At 63.8% G+C, this 16437-nt stretch carries 14 protein-coding genes; 8 read left to right on the top strand and 6 right to left on the bottom strand.

Annotated elements, in window-relative coordinates; all coding sequences use genetic code 11:
• Positions 1 to 3 precede the first annotated feature (3 nt).
• On the top strand, positions 4 to 2262 hold the full coding sequence (gene parC, locus QQ992_RS25505; protein ID WP_286111509.1) for a DNA topoisomerase IV subunit A: 2259 nt from the start codon (positions 4 to 6) through the stop codon (positions 2260 to 2262).
• A gap of 172 nt (positions 2263 to 2434) precedes the next feature.
• Positions 2435 to 3145, top strand: a complete 711-nt coding sequence (locus tag QQ992_RS25500; RefSeq protein ID WP_119371612.1) for a PqiC family protein — start codon at positions 2435 to 2437, stop codon at positions 3143 to 3145.
• 218 nt (positions 3146 to 3363) lie between these two features.
• On the opposite strand, the gene QQ992_RS25495 is transcribed toward QQ992_RS25500, so the two are convergent.
• Positions 3364 to 4824, bottom strand: coding sequence for an AhpA/YtjB family protein (locus QQ992_RS25495; RefSeq protein WP_110740833.1), 1461 nt, complete (start codon positions 4822 to 4824; stop codon positions 3364 to 3366).
• A gap of 134 nt (positions 4825 to 4958) precedes the next feature.
• Between QQ992_RS25495 and serB the strand changes: the two genes are divergently transcribed.
• On the top strand, positions 4959 to 6173 hold the full coding sequence (serB, locus tag QQ992_RS25490; RefSeq protein WP_198752007.1) for a phosphoserine phosphatase SerB: 1215 nt from the start codon (positions 4959 to 4961) through the stop codon (positions 6171 to 6173).
• A gap of 73 nt (positions 6174 to 6246) precedes the next feature.
• Here the strand turns inward: serB and asd are convergent, their stop codons facing one another.
• From asd to QQ992_RS25475, 3 genes are read right to left on the bottom strand one after another with little or no spacing between them, the layout of a single operon-like run.
• Positions 6247 to 7110 (bottom strand): archaetidylserine decarboxylase, encoded by an 864-nt coding sequence (gene asd, locus QQ992_RS25485; RefSeq protein WP_016712332.1) that lies wholly within the window; start codon positions 7108 to 7110, stop codon positions 6247 to 6249.
• Between the two features lie 9 nt (positions 7111 to 7119).
• Positions 7120 to 7929, bottom strand: a complete 810-nt coding sequence (locus QQ992_RS25480; RefSeq protein ID WP_286111507.1) for a rhodanese-like domain-containing protein — start codon at positions 7927 to 7929, stop codon at positions 7120 to 7122.
• Between the two features lie 44 nt (positions 7930 to 7973).
• The gene (locus QQ992_RS25475) at positions 7974 to 9509 is read right to left on the bottom strand and encodes an HDOD domain-containing protein (RefSeq protein ID WP_286111505.1); all 1536 of its coding nucleotides are present in this window, start codon (positions 9507 to 9509) and stop codon (positions 7974 to 7976) included.
• 130 nt (positions 9510 to 9639) lie between these two features.
• Here QQ992_RS25475 and motA point away from each other — a divergent pair, with 130 nt between their 5' ends.
• Together motA and motB are read left to right on the top strand one after the other, a co-directional pair.
• On the top strand, positions 9640 to 10491 hold the full coding sequence (motA, locus tag QQ992_RS25470; RefSeq protein WP_016712329.1) for a flagellar motor stator protein MotA: 852 nt from the start codon (positions 9640 to 9642) through the stop codon (positions 10489 to 10491).
• Positions 10492 to 10494: 3 nt separating this feature from the next.
• Entirely contained in the window at positions 10495 to 11529 is a 1035-nt protein-coding gene (gene motB / locus QQ992_RS25465; RefSeq protein WP_286111504.1) for a flagellar motor protein MotB, read from the top strand.
• A gap of 164 nt (positions 11530 to 11693) precedes the next feature.
• Here motB and rsgA read toward each other — a convergent pair whose 3' ends face one another.
• A complete protein-coding gene (gene rsgA, locus QQ992_RS25460) occupies positions 11694 to 12725 on the bottom strand; it encodes a small ribosomal subunit biogenesis GTPase RsgA (protein ID WP_286111502.1) in 1032 nt (343 codons plus the stop codon).
• 152 nt (positions 12726 to 12877) lie between these two features.
• On the opposite strand from rsgA, the gene orn reads away from it, so the two are divergent.
• Together orn and QQ992_RS25450 are read left to right on the top strand one after the other, a co-directional pair.
• Positions 12878 to 13420 (top strand): oligoribonuclease, encoded by a 543-nt coding sequence (gene orn, locus QQ992_RS25455; RefSeq protein ID WP_016712326.1) that lies wholly within the window; start codon positions 12878 to 12880, stop codon positions 13418 to 13420.
• 91 nt (positions 13421 to 13511) lie between these two features.
• Positions 13512 to 14123, top strand: a complete 612-nt coding sequence (locus QQ992_RS25450; RefSeq protein ID WP_020193322.1) for a trimeric intracellular cation channel family protein — start codon at positions 13512 to 13514, stop codon at positions 14121 to 14123.
• A 298-nt stretch (positions 14124 to 14421) separates the two neighbouring features.
• Here QQ992_RS25450 and queG read toward each other — a convergent pair whose 3' ends face one another.
• Complete coding sequence (gene queG, locus QQ992_RS25445; protein ID WP_286111498.1) at positions 14422 to 15486, bottom strand: tRNA epoxyqueuosine(34) reductase QueG; 1065 nt, start codon at positions 15484 to 15486, stop codon at positions 14422 to 14424.
• Between the two features lie 65 nt (positions 15487 to 15551).
• Between queG and QQ992_RS25440 the strand changes: the two genes are divergently transcribed.
• Complete coding sequence (locus QQ992_RS25440) at positions 15552 to 16412, top strand: NAD(P)H-hydrate dehydratase (RefSeq protein ID WP_286111497.1); 861 nt, start codon at positions 15552 to 15554, stop codon at positions 16410 to 16412.
• The last annotated feature ends 25 nt before the right edge of the window (positions 16413 to 16437 follow it).

Here is a 16437-nt window from a genome sequence, read left to right as displayed (position 1 = left end):
CGCATGAGCGACTCACTGGAACTCAGCCTGGACGGCGTAGAACGCCGCTCGCTGGCTGACTTCACCGAACAGGCCTACCTCAACTATTCCATGTACGTGATCATGGACCGCGCCTTGCCGCACATCGGCGACGGCTTGAAGCCGGTGCAGCGACGCATCGTCTACGCCATGAGCGAGTTGGGGCTCGATGCCGATGCCAAGCACAAGAAGTCGGCGCGTACCGTCGGTGACGTGCTCGGTAAGTTCCACCCCCACGGCGACTCGGCCTGCTACGAGGCCATGGTGCTGATGGCGCAGCCGTTCAGCTACCGCTATACCTTGGTCGACGGCCAGGGCAACTGGGGTGCGCCGGACGATCCGAAGTCGTTCGCCGCCATGCGTTACACCGAGGCGCGCTTGTCGCGCTACGCCGAAGTGCTGCTGAGCGAAGTCGGCCAGGGCACCGTCGACTGGGTGCCGAACTTTGACGGCACCCTGCAGGAGCCGGCCGTGCTCCCCGCGCGCCTGCCCAACATCCTGCTCAACGGCACCACCGGTATTGCCGTGGGCATGGCCACCGACGTACCGCCACACAACCTGCGTGAAGTGGCCAGCGCCTGTGTGCGCCTGCTCGACGAGCCAAAGGCCACCATCGAGCAGCTGTGCGAGCACATTCAGGGGCCGGACTACCCGACAGAGGCCGAGATTGTCACGCCTCGTGCGGAAATCCTCAAAATGTACGAGAGCGGGCGTGGCTCGATCCGCATGCGTGCCGTGTACCGCGTCGAAGATGGTGATATCGTCGTCACCGCGCTGCCGCATCAGGTTTCCGGGGCCAAGGTGCTGGAGCAGATCGCCGCGCAGATGCAGGCCAAGAAGCTGCCCATGGTCGCCGACCTGCGTGACGAGTCGGACCACGAGAACCCGTGCCGCATCGTCATCATCCCGCGTTCCAACCGTGTGGATGCCGACGAGCTGATGCAGCACCTGTTCGCCACCACCGACCTGGAAAGCAGCTACCGGGTGAACGTGAACATCATCGGCCTCGACGGTCGGCCGCAGTTGAAGAACCTGCGTGCCATCCTGGTGGAGTGGCTGGAGTTCCGTACCAACACGGTTCGCCGCCGCTTGCAGCACCGCCTGGACAAGGTCGAGAAGCGTCTGCACCTGTTGGACGGTTTGCTCACCGCGTTCCTCAACCTGGATGAAGTGATCCATATCATCCGTACCGAAGAGCATCCCAAGCAGGCGCTGATCGCGCGCTTCGATCTGACCGAGATTCAGGCTGAATACATCCTCGAGACCCGCCTGCGGCAGCTGGCACGCCTTGAAGAGATGAAGATTCGCGGCGAGCAGGACGAGCTGCTGAAGGAGCAAGCCAAGCTGCAGGCCTTGCTGGGTAGCGAGGCCAAACTGCGCAAGCTGGTGCGTAGCGAACTGATCAAGGATGCCGAAACCTACGGCGACGACCGCCGCTCGCCGATTGTCGAGCGCGCCGAAGCCAAGGCGCTGTCGGAAAACGAACTGATGCCGACCGAGCCGGTTACCGTGGTGCTGTCGGAGAAGGGCTGGGTGCGTTGTGCCAAAGGCCACGATATCGACGCTACCGGCCTTTCCTACAAGGCCGGCGACGGCTTCAAGGCCGCTGCGGCCGGGCGTTCCAACCAGTTTGCCGTGCTGATCGACTCCACCGGGCGCAGCTACTCGCTGGCCGCTCACAGCCTGCCATCGGCGCGTGGCCAGGGCGAGCCGTTGACGGGCCGCCTGACGCCGCCACCGGGGGCGACCTTCGAGTGCGTGCTGCTGCCTGATGACGATGCACTTTATGTGGTGGCCTCGGATGCCGGTTACGGCTTTGTGGTCAAGGGCGAAGACCTGCAGGCCAAGAACAAGGCCGGCAAGGGCCTGCTCAGCCTGCCCAACGGCGCCAAGGTCATGACCCCGCGCCCGGTGGCCGACCGCGAGCAGGACTGGCTGGCGGCAGTCACCACCGAGGGCCGCTTGTTGGTATTCAAGGTCAGCGACTTGCCACAGCTGGGTAAAGGCAAGGGCAACAAGATCATTGGCGTGCCGGGCGACCGGGTGGCCAGCCGTGAAGAATTTGTCACAGATCTGGCCGTGATTCCCGAAGGTGCAACCCTTGTATTGCAAGCCGGCAAGCGTACCCTATCTCTGAAAGCGGACGACCTGGAGCATTACAAGGGCGAGCGCGGACGGCGGGGCAGCAAGCTGCCGCGCGGCTTCCAGCGCGTCGATGGGTTGCAGGTGGAAGTACCGGCTTAACCGGTAGAAATGTCTGGAACGGCAATTTCAGCGCCGTTCCGGGCAGAAATGCTGGAGTCGGACGGTTATTTCGCGGATGATATGGCCCTTGCGGTGCCGACGTAGTCGTGTGCCCGTTTGAATCTATATGTATCACTGCGGTGTGCCTGTAGGCGACCGCCTGGATGGGATGATGAAATTTCTGCGCCTTCCATTTGCGCTGTTGATGACTGGCCTGCTGGGCCTTGGCGGGTGCACCATGCATCAGCCGGTTGCCCTGTACCAGCTCGACAGTGGTGATCCTGGCCAGCCTTCGCAAAGTGCAGGCATGGCCGTGGTACTCGGCCCGGTATCGGTGGCCGATTACCTGCAGCGCGAGACGTTCCTGCAGCGTCAGGCCGATGGCAGCCTGAGCGCGGCGACCGACGGTCGCTGGGCGGGCAGCCTTTCGTCGGATATCGACCAACTGCTGGTGCGTCAGCTTGCCTGGCGCCTGGACAGCCAGCGTGTGGTGCTGGCCCCGGCAACTGCTGGTTTCAGCCCGGATGTACAAGTGCTGTTGTCGATCACGCGCCTGGATTCGGGCAAGGACCAGCCGGCCATCCTCGATGCCCAATGGCGTCTGCTGGACCGCCGTGGCCATGTGCGTGACAACCGCATCGTTCACCTTGAACAGCCGCACGAGGGTAGCGAGTCGTCGCAGGTGCAGGCCCAGGGCCAACTGCTGCAGAAGCTGGCTGAACAGCTGAGCACTGCGGTGAAGCCACTGGCCAACCAGCCGGCAATTGCCGAAGAGTCGCCTAAAAAGCCCGCTGCGCCGGTGCAAGTGAAGAAGGCACCGGAGAAATCCAAGATCCCGATGGCTTCGCCGATTCGTACCGATATGGAAGTTTATCGGTTCTGATCAAACCGCCAGCCACGAAAAAGCCCGCATATTTGCGGGCTTTTTTGTATCTGCGATAAACCTGTCTGAAGCTCGGCGCGGTCCCTGTAGGAGCGGCCTTGTGTCGCGATGGGCTGCGTAGCAGCCCCGGGGTTGGGCGGTGTGGCACACATAGTTGGGGCCGCTTCGCAGCCCATCGCGACACAAGGCCGCTCCTACAGGGGTACAGCGAATGCCCATCAGGCCCTGCGCTCGTGCATCCGCGCCAACTGCCGCTCCAGCATCGACGGATAGGGCTCCATCAAACGCTCCACGCAGCAGGCACCCTCAGGGCTGGCAATCGGGCGAATACGGGCACGTTGGCGAATCAGCGCGTCATCGCTGATCTGCCGCTCCACCAGCAACAGGTTGCGGCTGTGTTGCGACAGCGCCAAGGCATCCTGGGCCTTTTCGGCCATCAGCAGGTCCACCATCTCCAGCCCTTGCAGGTCGTTGCCCAGGGCCAGGCCCAGCTGTAGCTGCAGGGTGATGCCGCTGTCGGCCACTTCAATCTGCAGGGCGTGGCCCAGGGCGCGCAACAGCTCGCCGCAGCAGATGGCATTGGTCAGGTAGTCTTCGCCGCACTCGCGGCTGTGGAACAGCACCAGGGTGCTGCCATCGTTCAGCGTGTGGGTTTCACCGTCGTACAGCGAAGCCGCGTGCTCCAGGCAATCGCGGTAGCGTTCGGTCAGCTCGGTGAGGCGTGTGCGTGGCAAACGGCGCAACTGCTCCTGCGAGCCCAGTTGCACGGCAAGGACGGCGCTGTACTGCGGCTCGTCAGACTCGACCACTGCAGCGGCCTTGGGCGCACTGTCGTCGTCCAGCAGGCCGGCGAAGGCATCGTCGTCATCCTCGTCTTCCACCGCGGCAACCCTGGCGCGTGGCGCGGCCTTGGGGGCCGGTGAAGGCTCGTGCAGGTCGTCGTATTGCGCGTCGTCCTCTTCCTCCAGCTCGGGCTCTGGCGGTGGCGGCGGGGCCAGGCGCGCATGCAGCTGGCGGGCGATATCGCCGATCTCGTCCTGACGGTCGGTGGCCGGGGTGTAGGGTTGCGGGTCGCGCAGCCATACCCGCAACTGCAGCAGCGGCAGGGTAATGAAGCGGCCCTGGCGCAGGCTCAGGGTCAAGGCGAGCACCAGCAGGATCGCGGCCAGGATGCCCATGCTCTGCAGGCTGATCAGCATCGGCTGCTGGAACTGGCTCATGTCCAGGCTTATGCGCAGTTGCCCGGCAGTGACGTCCTGGAAGGTGATCTTGGTCTGGTACAAGCCCTCGGCCTCACCCAGCAGGCTGTTGCGCGGGCGCTGGCCGGCTTCGGCGAGGATGCGGTTGTCCACGCTGTAGATCGCCGCATGGGCCACCAGCGGGTTTTTCACCAGGTTACCCAGCAGCACGTTGAGGCTGAGGATGTCGTTTGACACCAGCAGCTCGGTTGCCGACGTGGCCGTCTGGGTGGTCAGGCTCTGGCCCAGGGCATCGGCCTGCTCATGCATGGCCTGCTTGAACTGCAGGCCCATGACGCAGGCATAGATCACCAGCGCCAGCGCCACCAGGAAGATGTTGGTGCAGGCGATGCGCAGTGCCAGCGGCACGCGACGTTGACTCAGGGCACGATAGATCATCAGGAAGAAGTTGTCTGGTTTGACGGGCGTGGGCCGGTTCACTGAGCTCGGCTCTTAATGGCATGAAAGTGGGGGGAGTATAGCGAGCCGGGTTTTGTCGGCAAAGTATCGTTGGCGCCCGATGGTCATGGAAAATCGGTAGAATGCGCATTTTTCATCGAAGTCGGAGCCAGGTTGTGCGCGAAATCGTCCTGATCAACATCACCGGTGAGGACCGTCCCGGTCTCACTGCGGCTATCACCGGCGTCCTGCTGCAGGGCGGTGTGAGCATCCTCGACATCGGCCTGGCGGTCATGCACGGCACCTTGTCGTTCGGCATTCTGGTCGATATCCCGGACAACGAAGTGGCTACCGCGCTGCTGCAAAGCGTGCAGGCCAAGGCTCACGAACTGAACTTGCAGGCCCGCTACACACCGATTTCCGAGGCGGACTACCAGCAATGGGCCGACGGCCAGGGTGAAGCGCGCCACATCGTGACCCTGCTCAGCCGCAAGATCACCCCCGAGCAATTGCAGCGTGTGAGTGCGGTGATCAGCCAGTACGGCCTGACCATCGAGCGCATCGAACGCCTGTCGGCCCGGGTAGCACTGGACGCCGAAACCGAAAAGGGCAAGGCGGCCATCGAGATTTCCGTGCGCGGCGTGCCGAGCGACGCCCAGGCCCTGCGTGCTGACTTCTTCGCCCTGGCTGAAGCGCTGAGCGTCGACATCGCCTTCCAGAAGGACGACCTGTTCCGTCGCAACCGCCGTCTGGCGGTGTTCGACATGGACTCCACACTGATCGAGGCCGAAGTCATCGATGAGTTGGCCAAGGCGGCCGGCGTAGGTGAGCAGGTGGCGGCCATCACCGAGCGTGCCATGCGCGGCGAGCTGGACTTCCGCGCCAGCTTCAAGGAACGCATGGCGCTGCTCAAGGGCCTGGATGTGGGCGTGCTGGACGAAATCGGGGCTTCGCTGCGCCTGACCGAGGGCGCCGAAAACCTGTTCGCCGAACTCAAGCGCCTGGGTTACAAGACTGCGATCCTGTCCGGTGGCTTTACCTACTTTGCCCGCCAGGTGCAGGCGCGTCTGGGTATCGACTACGTATTTGCGAACGAACTGGAAGTGGTTGACGGCAAGGTGACCGGCGTGGCGGTCGAGCCGATCGTCGATGCCCAGCGCAAGGCCGAGCTGTTGCAGAAGCTGGCCATTGAAGAAGGTTTGCAGCTGGAGCAGACCATTGCCGTGGGTGACGGTGCCAACGACCTGCCGATGCTGTCGCTGGCCGGGTTGGGCGTGGCGTTCCGCGCCAAGCCGCTGGTGCGCCAGTCGGCCAAGCAGGCCATTTCCACCCTGGGGCTGGATGGTGTGCTGTACCTGCTGGGCCTGCGCGACCGCGACGCCCGCGGTTGACCTGGGAGTCTGGGGCTGCAAAGCCCCAATAAAAAGGCCCTGCTCATGCAGGGCCTTTTTCATGCGGCTTGAATCAAGCCTGTGCCGGCTCTGCCAACAGCTGCCCCATGCGCACTGCGGAACCAGCGCCCAGGTTTTCAGCCCATTTCACCTGCTCTGGCCCGAACAGCACGATGGCGGTCGAGCCCAGCTTGAAGCGGCCCAGCTCGGCGCCTTTCTCCAGGTGGATCGGCGCACGACTGGCTTCGTCGTAACGGAAAGTCTTCAGCTCACGCTTGGGCGGCGTCACCAGCCCGGCCCACACGGTCTCGATCGAGGCCACGATCATTGCACCCACCAACACCACGGCCATCGGCCCGCGTTCGGTGTCGAACAGGCAGACCACGCGCTCGTTGCGGGCGAACAGCTCGGGAACGTTCTCTGCGGTGGTCTGGTTGACCGAGAACAGGCGGCCCGGCACGTAGACCATTTCGCGCAGGGTACCGGCCAGCGGCATGTGCACGCGGTGGTAATCCTTGGGCGACAGGTAGATGGTGGCGAACTCGCCGCCCATGAACGGCGCGGCCATGGCCGGATCGCCGCCCAGCAGCTCTTGTGCGCTGAAACCGTGGCCCTTGGCCTGGAAGATGCGGCCATGCTCGATCGGGCCGAGCTGGCTGACAGCACCGTCGGCCGGGCACAGGATGGCACCTGGCGTTTCGTCCAGCGGGCGCGCACCCGGTTTCAGGGCGCGGGTGAAGAACGCATTGAAGTGCTCGTAGGCGCTCAAGTCCTCGACCAGGGCCTCGGACATGTTGACCTGGTAGCGCTTGGCGAACCAGGCGGTGAAGGCGTTCTTGAACCAGCGCGCGCGGCACTCGGCAACGCAGCCGGCCAACCGCGACAGCAGGTGGTGCGGCAGCAGGTACTGGCTGATGATGAACAGACGGGATTTCATGCAGGTTCCTTAAACTTCTACAGGCGTGTCCGGGTGGTTGCCCCATTCGCTCCACGAGCCGGCATAGGCCTTGACGCGTGGGTAGCCGAGGGCCTTGGCCACCAGATAAGTGAAACCGGAGCGGCGATGGGTCTGGCAGTGGGTGATCACTTCCTTGTCAGGGGTGATGCCCAGTTGCTCGAGGACTTCTTTGATGTCCTTGCGAATGCGCAGGTGGTCGTTCAGATCCATGCCGGCGGTCCACTCGAAGTTGATCGCGCCGGGGATATGGCCACCCTTGGCTGCCAGCACTTTCTCGCCGTTGAATTCCTGCGGGCCGCGCGCGTCCCAGATGACCAGGTCATCGGCGCCCAGGCGGCTTTGCAGGTACTCGCGGGTGGCGGTGGGCGCGTTGTCGATACGCAGGTGCACCGGATGGTTGCCGCTGGCGGGCACTTCGGTGGTCAGCTTGTCTGCTGGCCAGGCCTGGATGCCGCCATTGAGGTAGTGGTAATGCTTATGGCCGATCACGTCGAGCAGCCAGATGAAACGCCCGGCCCAGCCGCCGCCTTCATCGTCATACACCACATACACGGCGTCGTTGCGGTGGCCGAGTTCGCTGAACAGTTTTTCCAGGTCACCCAGCGCAGGCAGCAGGCCGGGCGCAGGAGGCTGGCCAAGCTGGGTACGCTTGCCTTCGACAAAGCGTGCGCCGGGGATATGCCCGCTGACATAGCGGTTGGCGCTGCTCAGGTCGACCAGGATCAGCTGGGGCGAATCCAGGCGTGGCAGCAGGTCCGCGGCTTCGATCACCAGGGGCAGGCCGGAAAAGTCAGTCATCCACGGTCTCCAGTGTGGAAAGAGGGGCGATTGTAGCGCAAGGCTCAGCCCTTGCGGTTGGCAAACACCGACAGCGCCCGCTCGGTGCATTGCGCGGTCTTGCCGAAGGCCTGCACGCTGATGTCGGCCAAAGGCCGGCAGCCTTGGTCGGCCACCATCAGCATCAGCACCTGGTCGTTTACCGCCAGCGAGCGTAGCAGCACATGCTCGCTGCGGAACAGTGCACGCAGGGGCGCGGGTAACAGTGCCGAGAACTGGGTGTGGTTTTCCGGGGTGATGCGCAACTGCCCTGCCTGGGCCAGCAGCTTTTGCAGCAGTTTGTTCTGCGACACTTGAAGGGCCAGGGCGCCAGCCTCCTTGGGCAGGCCGGCAAGTTGCTGCACGCGTAGGTAGTCGCTGGCTTTGTCCAGGCTCAGCAGCAGGATGCGTTGCATGCCGCAGGCCTGCAGGGCCTCGAGGGCCTGGGTGGCCAGGTGCACGGTGTTGGTGAACGGGCTGGGCTGGGCCAGCAGGTGCTGGCACAGCTTGCGCCAGCGCGCCAGGTCGTCGCTGCTGGGCGGTGGCGGGGCGAGCATGTCCGGGTGCGGGCGGCGCTGGTGCCAGGGCCAGATCAAGGCCTCTGCCGGGTGGAACAACGCGTGCCGGGCGTGGCGGCGGGCACTGGCGGCGGCCTGTTGGTGCACTTGCTGCTGCACATCTTCCAGCGAGGTTTGCAGGTACAGCGCGGTCAGCAGTTGCCAGCGCAGCAAGTGCGGGTTGTCCCAGCCAACTTGTGCTGCCAGGGCCAGGTTGTTGGCCAGCAGCACGGTGTTGGCCGGTTGGTTGAACCAGCGGCGCAGGCCGGGCTCGGCGTCCAGGCGGTGTTGCTGGCTGAGCAGGTCTTCGTCGCGGGCGATACTCAGCACCTGAGCCAGTTGCTCGCGCTCTTCCAGCAGCAGGCGGTAACCCTGGGTTACCCACTGCGGCAGGCGCCAGTACTCGGCCATGGTCTGGCACAGCGCCATGATCCGCACGCCAAACAGCTCTTCCTCGACATGGGCGGCGTCTTCGCCCTTGTGGATAACCCGTAGCTCCCAGGTGTCGAGCAGTTTGGGGTAGGCCAACGCCAGCGGCCAGAGTGGCGACAGGAACAGCAGGCTGCCCCAGTGAATCTCCTGCCACAGCCGTGCCAGGCGGCTGGCGAACAGGCCGCTGGCCTGTTGCGAGGCGTGCTGGCTGATCAGCTGGAACTGGCTGAGTACGGGCGGGATTTCTTCCGCAGGCACCGAAGGCAGGCGCTTGAGCAGTTGTTCGGTGCGCGCCAGGCCCAGACGATTAAGGGCGACTTCCAGGCTTTCGGCGGGTTCGGCCTGGCTGGCATTGGTGGGGTGATTGGCTTCGCGCATCACCGACAGCACCAGTGCCGGGCTATCCTGCATCAGTTCGGCGATATCACGCAGCGAGCGGCGGCTATCGTTAATGGCGGCCATGACCCGGTCGTAGCTGTGCTTCGGCACGGGGATGCGAACACTCTCTAGCAGCTTTACCCAGGCCTCTAGCGTACGTGGGGCCTGAGCGGGCACCTTGGTTTCAATTGGCATTTTGACATCAGTCCGAACTGGCTTTTCGCATTGAGTGGCTATAGTCTGGCGCAGTTCTGCCGATAAGTAGAAGAAGAGTTTTAAAGCTCCCGTCTCTTCCCCTGACCACGACAGCAAGTGCTTTGAACCTATGGCTAAAATTATCGGCATCATCGTCGTATTCGCGAGCGTGCTCGGCGGGTACGTGCTCTCCCACGGCAAGATCGCGGCGCTGATCCAGCCGTTCGAAGTACTGATCATTGGCGGTGCGGCCTTTGGTGCATTCCTGCAGGCCAACCCTGGCCACATGACCATGCACGTCATCAAGAAGTCGATGAAGATGTTCGGCTCGCGCTTCACCCACGCCTACTACCTGGAGGTGCTGGGCCTGGTGTACGAGATCCTCAACAAGAGCCGGCGCGAAGGCATGATGGCCATCGAGGCCGACATCGAGGACGCAGCAGCCAGCCCGATCTTCGCCAAGTACCCGACGGTGCTGGCCGACGAGCGCATGACCGCGTTCGTCTGCGACTACCTGCGCATCATGTCCACCGGCAACATGGCCCCGCACGAGCTTGAAGGCCTGTTCGACATGGAGCTGCTGAGCATGAAGGAAGAGCTGGAGCACCCGTCCCATGCGGTGACCGGTATCGCCGACGGCATGCCTGGCTTCGGTATCGTCGCGGCAGTACTGGGGATCGTGGTGACCATGGCCTCGCTGGGCGAGGGTGATCAGGCGGCTATCGGCATGCACGTAGGTGCGGCACTGGTCGGTACCTTCTTCGGTATTCTGGCGGCGTACGGCTTCTTTGGCCCGTTGGCCAAGTGCCTGGAGCACGATGCCAAGGAAGAGCTGAACCTTTACGAGTCGATCAAGGCTTCGCTGGTTGCGTCGGCCTCGGGCATGCCACCTTCGCTGGCGGTCGAGTTCGGGCGCAAGGTGCTGTACCCCAAGCACCGCCCAAGCTTCTCCGAGCTGGAACAAGCGGTTCGCGGTCGCTGAGTCATGGAGAACAATCAGCCCATCATCGTCAAGCGCGTCAAGCGCTTTGGCGGCGGCCACCACGGTGGCGCCTGGAAAATCGCCTTTGCCGACTTTGCTACGGCAATGATGGCGTTCTTCCTTGTGCTGTGGTTGATGTCCACGGCCACGCCGGAGCAGAAGATCGCCATCGCCGGCTACTTCAAGGACCCGATCGGCTTTTCGGAAAGCGGCACGCCTTATGTCATCGACCTGGGTGGTTCGCCTGAGCTGGCACCGGAAAAAACCATCAACCCGGAAGCCAAATCCGAGCCGATGCCCGAGACCACGACCCAGCTGAACAAAGACCAGGTCGAGACCATGGCCGAGCAGGTCGAGCGTGAGCGTCTGGAGTTGCTGCTGCAAGAGCTGCAGAACAAGGTGGAAGAGAACCCGCAACTGCAGAAGTTCAAGGACCAGATCCTGTTCGAGATCACCCAGGATGGCCTGCGCATCCAGATCATGGATGCCGAGAACCGGCCGATGTTCGACATCGGCAGCGCGCGCCTGCAGCCGTACTTCGAAGATATCCTGCTGGCCATGGCCGACACCATCAAGGCGGTGCCGAACAAGATCAGCATCAGCGGCCACACCGATGCCAAGCCATATGCCGGCACTGGCGAATTCGGCAACTGGGAGCTGTCGGCCAACCGTGCCAACGCCGCACGCCGTGCGCTGGTGGCCGGTGGTTACCCGGACGGGCAGGTGGCGAGGGTGGTGGGCTACGCTTCGTCGTCGCTGTTCGACCGCAAGGACCCGTTCAACCCGGTCAACCGCCGCATCGACATCATCGTGCTGACCAAGAAGGCCCAGCGCAATATCGAGGGTGAGCAGGGTGCGCCGGAAGCGCCGGCTGCCGAGCCGGCGGCACCGCCAGCCAATGGTGCGGCGCCAGGGGCTTCGGTGCCAGCTACGCCTGGGGCAACTGAACAAGCACCGATGCAACCGCGAGAGCTGCGCCAGAAGCTGAACATCTTTGAAGATGGGACGCTGAAGATGGATGAGGCCAAGGAGCAGTAAGCCCTTGCCTGCCTTGCGCGGTCCAGTGTAGGGGCGGCCTTGTGTCGCGAAAGGGCCGCAAAGCGGCCCCGGCAATCCATGCACCAATGCTTATTTCTGGGGCCGCTGCGCGGCCCTTTCGCGACACAAGGCCGCTCCTACAGGGACCGCGTTGCTCACAGCGATCAGTAGCTGTCTTGCGTCAGGCTGGCAATGATCGAACGGTAGCTGTTCATCCGCTGCGGCTTGATACGTCCCTCATCCAGTGCCTTGAGCAGCGCACAGCCCGGTTCGCGGTCATGCTTGCAGTCGCGGAAGCGGCAAGTGCCGAACAGATCGCGGAACTCGATGAAGCCATCTTCCACATCGTCGCGGCTGACATGGCCAAGGCCGAACTCGCGGATGCCCGGCGAGTCGATCAGGTCGCCGCCGTTAGGGAAGTGGTACAGCCGTGCCGTGGTAGTGGTGTGGGTGCCCTGGCCAGACCATTCCGACAGGTCGCCGACACGGGTGCCGGCGTCTGGGAGTAGGCTGTTGACCAGCGACGACTTGCCCACGCCCGACTGGCCGACGAATACGCTGATGTGGCCGTCGAGCTGCTGTTGCAGGCGCTGCATGCCATCACCGTGGTGTGCCGATACCTCCAGCAGCGGGTAGCCCAGTTCGCGGTAAACCTCCAGCAATGCATGCAGGCCAGGGCCGTTCTCGTCGTTGATCAGGTCGGCCTTGTTCAGCAGCAGCAGCGGGCGCAGCCCCGCGTGCTCGGCAGCGACCAGGTAGCGGTCAATCAGGTTCGGGTGGGGCTCCGGGGCCGGGGCGAACACGATCACGATCAGGTCGACGTTGGCTGCCACAGGCTTCAGCTGCCCGTGATTGTTCGGCCGGCACAGCTCGGTGCTGCGCGGCATCTGCGCCACGATCACGCCAATGCCCTGGTTGCCCGCACGCCATACCACGCGGTCGCCGGTGACCAGTGCTGGCAGGTTGGCGCGCAGGTGGCAGCGGAACACCTGGCCTGCGGATTCGCCGTCCTGGGCTTCCACCTCTACCTGCACACCGAAGTGCGCGATCACCAGGCCCAGTTGCTCAGGCCCCAAATCGCCGCCTTCCAGTTCTTGCAGCACGTGCTGCTCGCGTTTGGCGGCGCGAGCGGCGCGCTCGCCCTGGATTTTTTCGATCCGCCAGTTCTGGCGGCGATTGAGCTGGCGTTTGGCCATGAAGGTACCGTGAGAGAGGCCCGGCGAGGGGCATTGAAAACGGCAGGCAGTTTAGCACGCCAGGCGTTGGACTTTTCCGCTTACCTTTGTGCGGTGAATGGGCGTGCCTTGGCCACTAGGCTACTATGACGGCCTATACGAGGAGCCCCTGCATGCAAAACCCACAGAACCTGATCTGGATCGACCTGGAAATGACCGGCCTGGATCCGGACAGCGACGTCATCATCGAGATGGCCACCATCGTCACCGACAGCGAGCTGAACACCCTGGCCGAAGGGCCGGTGATCGCGATCCATCACAGTGACGAAGTGCTGGCGCGCATGGACGAATGGAACACCCGCACCCACGGTGCTTCGGGCCTGACCCAGCGCGTGCGCGAGAGCAAGGTCAGCATGGCTGAAGCCGAGGCGCAGACCATCGCCTTCCTCGAACAGTGGGTGCCGAAGGGCAAGTCGCCCATCTGCGGCAACAGCATCTGCCAGGACCGCCGCTTCCTCTATCGCCACATGCGCAACCTGGAAAACTACTTCCACTACCGCAACCTGGATGTCTCCACCCTGAAGGAGCTGGCCGCGCGCTGGGCGCCGAATGTGCGTGACAGCTTCAAGAAGGGCAATACCCACCTCGCGCTCGACGACATTCGCGAATCGATCGCCGAGCTGCGCCACTACCGCGAGCACTTCATCAAGGTGTGAGCTGAAACGGCGCAGATATTGTATTTGCGCCCCCTTTTGGTGCTTCGAGCAACTGGTTAGACTGCGCGCCTTTCTCGCACGGACCCGCACCATGTTGTTGATGCTCTACCTCATCGCAATCACTGCCGAAGCCATGACTGGCGCGCTTTCTGCCGGGCGCCGCGGCATGGACTGGTTCGGCGTGGTGCTGATTGCCTGCGTCACCGCCCTGGGTGGCGGCTCGGTGCGCGACGTGCTGCTCGGGCATTACCCGCTGACCTGGGTGAAGCACCCGGAATACCTGGTGCTGACCAGCTTCGCGGCGCTGCTGACCATCTTCATTGCGCCGATGATGCGCCGCCTGCGCTCGCTGTTTCTGGTGCTCGATGCACTGGGGCTGGTGGCCTTTACCCTGATTGGCTGCATGACCGCGCTGGAAATGGGGCAGGGCATGCTGGTGGCGTCGATCAGCGGGGTTATTACCGGGGTGTTTGGCGGGATCTTGCGGGATATCTTCTGTAACGACATTCCGCTGGTGTTCCGCCGCGAGCTGTATGCCAGCGTGTCGTTTGCGGCTGCGTGGTTCTACCTGGGGTGCGTGTACTTCAAGGTGCCGGCAGAGCAGGCGATGCTGCTGACCTTGTTTGGCGGATTCCTGCTGCGGTTGCTGGCAATCCGCTTCCACTGGGAAATGCCCAAGTTCCACTATAACGACCAGCAATAAGCCAGGCGTGTGTGCTGCGGTGCCTGTGAGACCGAGCGCCGCCCGCGCGGCGCATCGCGAGCAAGCTCGCTCCTACATCTGTTTCGGGCCAGTATCGCTTGCGCCAACGCACGCGACCGCCTTGTTTGTTCCACACGATACCGAGGTGGACACCAAAGGGCCGCGCGCCTCTGCCTCAGGAATTATTGGCCCAAAACAGATGTAGGAGCGAGCTTGCTCGCGATGCGCCGCGCGGGCGGCGCTCGATCTTCTAGGCGCTATAAAGTTTAAGGCGAGCGTCTGTCAGCCCCGACGCGCTCTATTCGTGGCCGTGCCGGGCCAGCGCCCACTCCACATGCTCGCGCACCAACTCCGACGCATCCTCGCGCCGCGCCTTCAGCGCCTCGATCACTGGGATTGTCGACGGCGCATTGCCCAACCCCACCGCCAGGTTGCGCAAGAACCGCTCATACCCCGCCCGCCGCAACGGCCCGCCCTCGGTCTTGCGCAGGAAGGTGCGCTCATCCCACAGGAACATTTCCGCCAGCTCGGCATTTTCCAGCCCATGCCGTGGTTGGAAGTCCTGCTCCTGGCTGTGTTTGGCAAAGCGGTTCCATGGGCAGACGATCTGGCAATCGTCGCAACCGAACACCCGGTTGCCCATCTTCGCGCGCAGCTCGACAGGGATCGCGCCCCTCAGCTCGATGGTCAGGTATGAAATGCAGCGCCGCGCATCCAGCACATAGGGCCCGACGAAGGCCTGGGTCGGGCAGATGTCCAGGCAGGCCTGGCAGCGGCCGCAGTGTTCGCTGGTGGTGGCTTCGTCCACGGGTATTGGCAGGTCGACAAACAGCTCGGCGAGGAAGAAGTAGCTGCCCGCCTTGCGGTTGAGCAGCAGGGTATTCTTGCCGATCCAGCCCAGGCCGGCCTGTTCGGCCAGGGCCTTTTCCAGCACCGGGGCGCTGTCGACGAAGGCACGGTAACCAAACGGGCCGATGGCCTCCTGGATGCGGTCGGCCAGGAACTGCACGCGCTTGCGCACCAGTTTGTGATAGTCCCGGCCCAGCGCATAGCGCGAGATGTAGGCTTTTTCAGGCTGTGCCAGGCGGTGTGCCATCTGCGTGTCGCCGGACAGGTAGTCCATGCGCAGCGACACCACGCGCACGGTACCGGGGATCAGCTGGTCGGGGTGCGAGCGCTTGCTGCCATGCGCGCCCAGGTACTCCATCTCACCCTGGTAGCCAGCATCCAGCCAGCGTTGCAGGTGATGTTCGTGTTCGCCAAGGTCGACCCCGGCGATGCCAACGTGGGCAAAACCGAGTTCTTGGCCCCAAATCTTGATCGATTGGGCCAGTTGGGCGAGGTCAGGCGTACAGACGGACATGGATGGGCAAGGCAATACGGGTTCAGGTGCGTATAATTCTGCCAGACATTGGAGCCTTTGACCCCATGCCGCAGACCAAACACCCCAGCCATGCCCCTCAACCGCTCAGCAGCGTGACCGTCGCGCACCTGCCAGCCCGGCATGCGCATGCCCATAAAGGCGACTTTGGCCATGTGCTGGTGGTCGGCGGTGACCTCGGCACCGGCGGCGCCGTGCTGCTCAGCGCCGAAGCCGCGCTGCGGTGCGGTGCCGGGCTGGTCAGCGTGGCAACCCGGCCCGAACATGTTCCGGCCAGCCTGGCGCGCTTGCCTGAGGTAATGTGCCTGGGCGTCAGTTCGGCCAATCAGTTGATGGGTGTGCTGGAGCGAGCCTCGGTGCTGGTGGTCGGCCCGGGGTTGGGGCAGGCGGCATGGGGCCGCAGCTTGCTGTCGGCGGTGGCCAATGCCGAGCGGCCGCAGGTGTGGGACGCCGATGCCCTGAATTTGCTGGCACGTACCCCGCTGGCCCTGCCCAGTGGCAGCATCCTCACCCCGCACCCGGGCGAAGCGGCGCGGTTGCTGGGCATTTCCACCGAGGCGGTGCAGGCCGACCGCCCGGGTGCTGCGCGCAAGCTGGCGCGCCGGTATAACAGCGTCTGCGTGCTGAAAGGGGCCGGTACCCTGGTGGCCGACCCTGCCGGGCAGCTGATGCTGTGCGAGCGTGGCCATCCGGCCATGGCCGGTGCCGGCTTTGGCGATGTGCTGACCGGTGTGCTGGCGGCGTTGCTGGCCCAGGGGCTGGAGGCCTGGCAGGCCGCCGGGCTGGGGGTGTGGCTGCACGCCTGTGCGGGCGAGCGGCTGGGTGTAAAAGGTAGAGGCCTGGCGGCCAGTGATCTGGCGCCGGTCATTCGAGCGTTGTTGGAGGAGCATTCTGCGTGTCTGGCATAACCCTGTTTCTGGCCGATGAAGCGGC

The sequence above is a fragment of the Pseudomonas kurunegalensis genome (genome assembly GCF_030291635.1).
GTDB lineage: Bacteria > Pseudomonadota > Gammaproteobacteria > Pseudomonadales > Pseudomonadaceae > Aquipseudomonas > Aquipseudomonas monteilii.
Note: the sequence above shows the minus strand (reverse complement) of the source record. Positions and strands in the feature narration are given on the sequence as shown.

Excerpts from the sequence above, each read along its gene's own strand:
- parC (WP_286111509.1), top strand. The coding sequence starts at position 4 with ATGAGCGACTCACTGGAACTCAGCCTGGACGGCGTAGAACGCCGCTCG.
- QQ992_RS25500 (WP_119371612.1), top strand. The coding sequence starts at position 2,435 with ATGAAATTTCTGCGCCTTCCATTTGCGCTGTTGATGACTGGCCTGCTG.
- asd (WP_016712332.1), bottom strand. The coding sequence starts at position 7,110 with ATGAAATCCCGTCTGTTCATCATCAGCCAGTACCTGCTGCCGCACCAC.
- QQ992_RS25480 (WP_286111507.1), bottom strand. The coding sequence starts at position 7,929 with ATGACTGACTTTTCCGGCCTGCCCCTGGTGATCGAAGCCGCGGACCTG.
- QQ992_RS25475 (WP_286111505.1), bottom strand. The coding sequence starts at position 9,509 with ATGCCAATTGAAACCAAGGTGCCCGCTCAGGCCCCACGTACGCTAGAG.
- motA (WP_016712329.1), top strand. The coding sequence starts at position 9,640 with ATGGCTAAAATTATCGGCATCATCGTCGTATTCGCGAGCGTGCTCGGC.
- motB (WP_286111504.1), top strand. The coding sequence starts at position 10,495 with ATGGAGAACAATCAGCCCATCATCGTCAAGCGCGTCAAGCGCTTTGGC.
- rsgA (WP_286111502.1), bottom strand. The coding sequence starts at position 12,725 with ATGGCCAAACGCCAGCTCAATCGCCGCCAGAACTGGCGGATCGAAAAA.
- orn (WP_016712326.1), top strand. The coding sequence starts at position 12,878 with ATGCAAAACCCACAGAACCTGATCTGGATCGACCTGGAAATGACCGGC.
- QQ992_RS25450 (WP_020193322.1), top strand. The coding sequence starts at position 13,512 with ATGTTGTTGATGCTCTACCTCATCGCAATCACTGCCGAAGCCATGACT.
- queG (WP_286111498.1), bottom strand. The coding sequence starts at position 15,486 with ATGTCCGTCTGTACGCCTGACCTCGCCCAACTGGCCCAATCGATCAAG.
- QQ992_RS25440 (WP_286111497.1), top strand. The coding sequence starts at position 15,552 with ATGCCGCAGACCAAACACCCCAGCCATGCCCCTCAACCGCTCAGCAGC.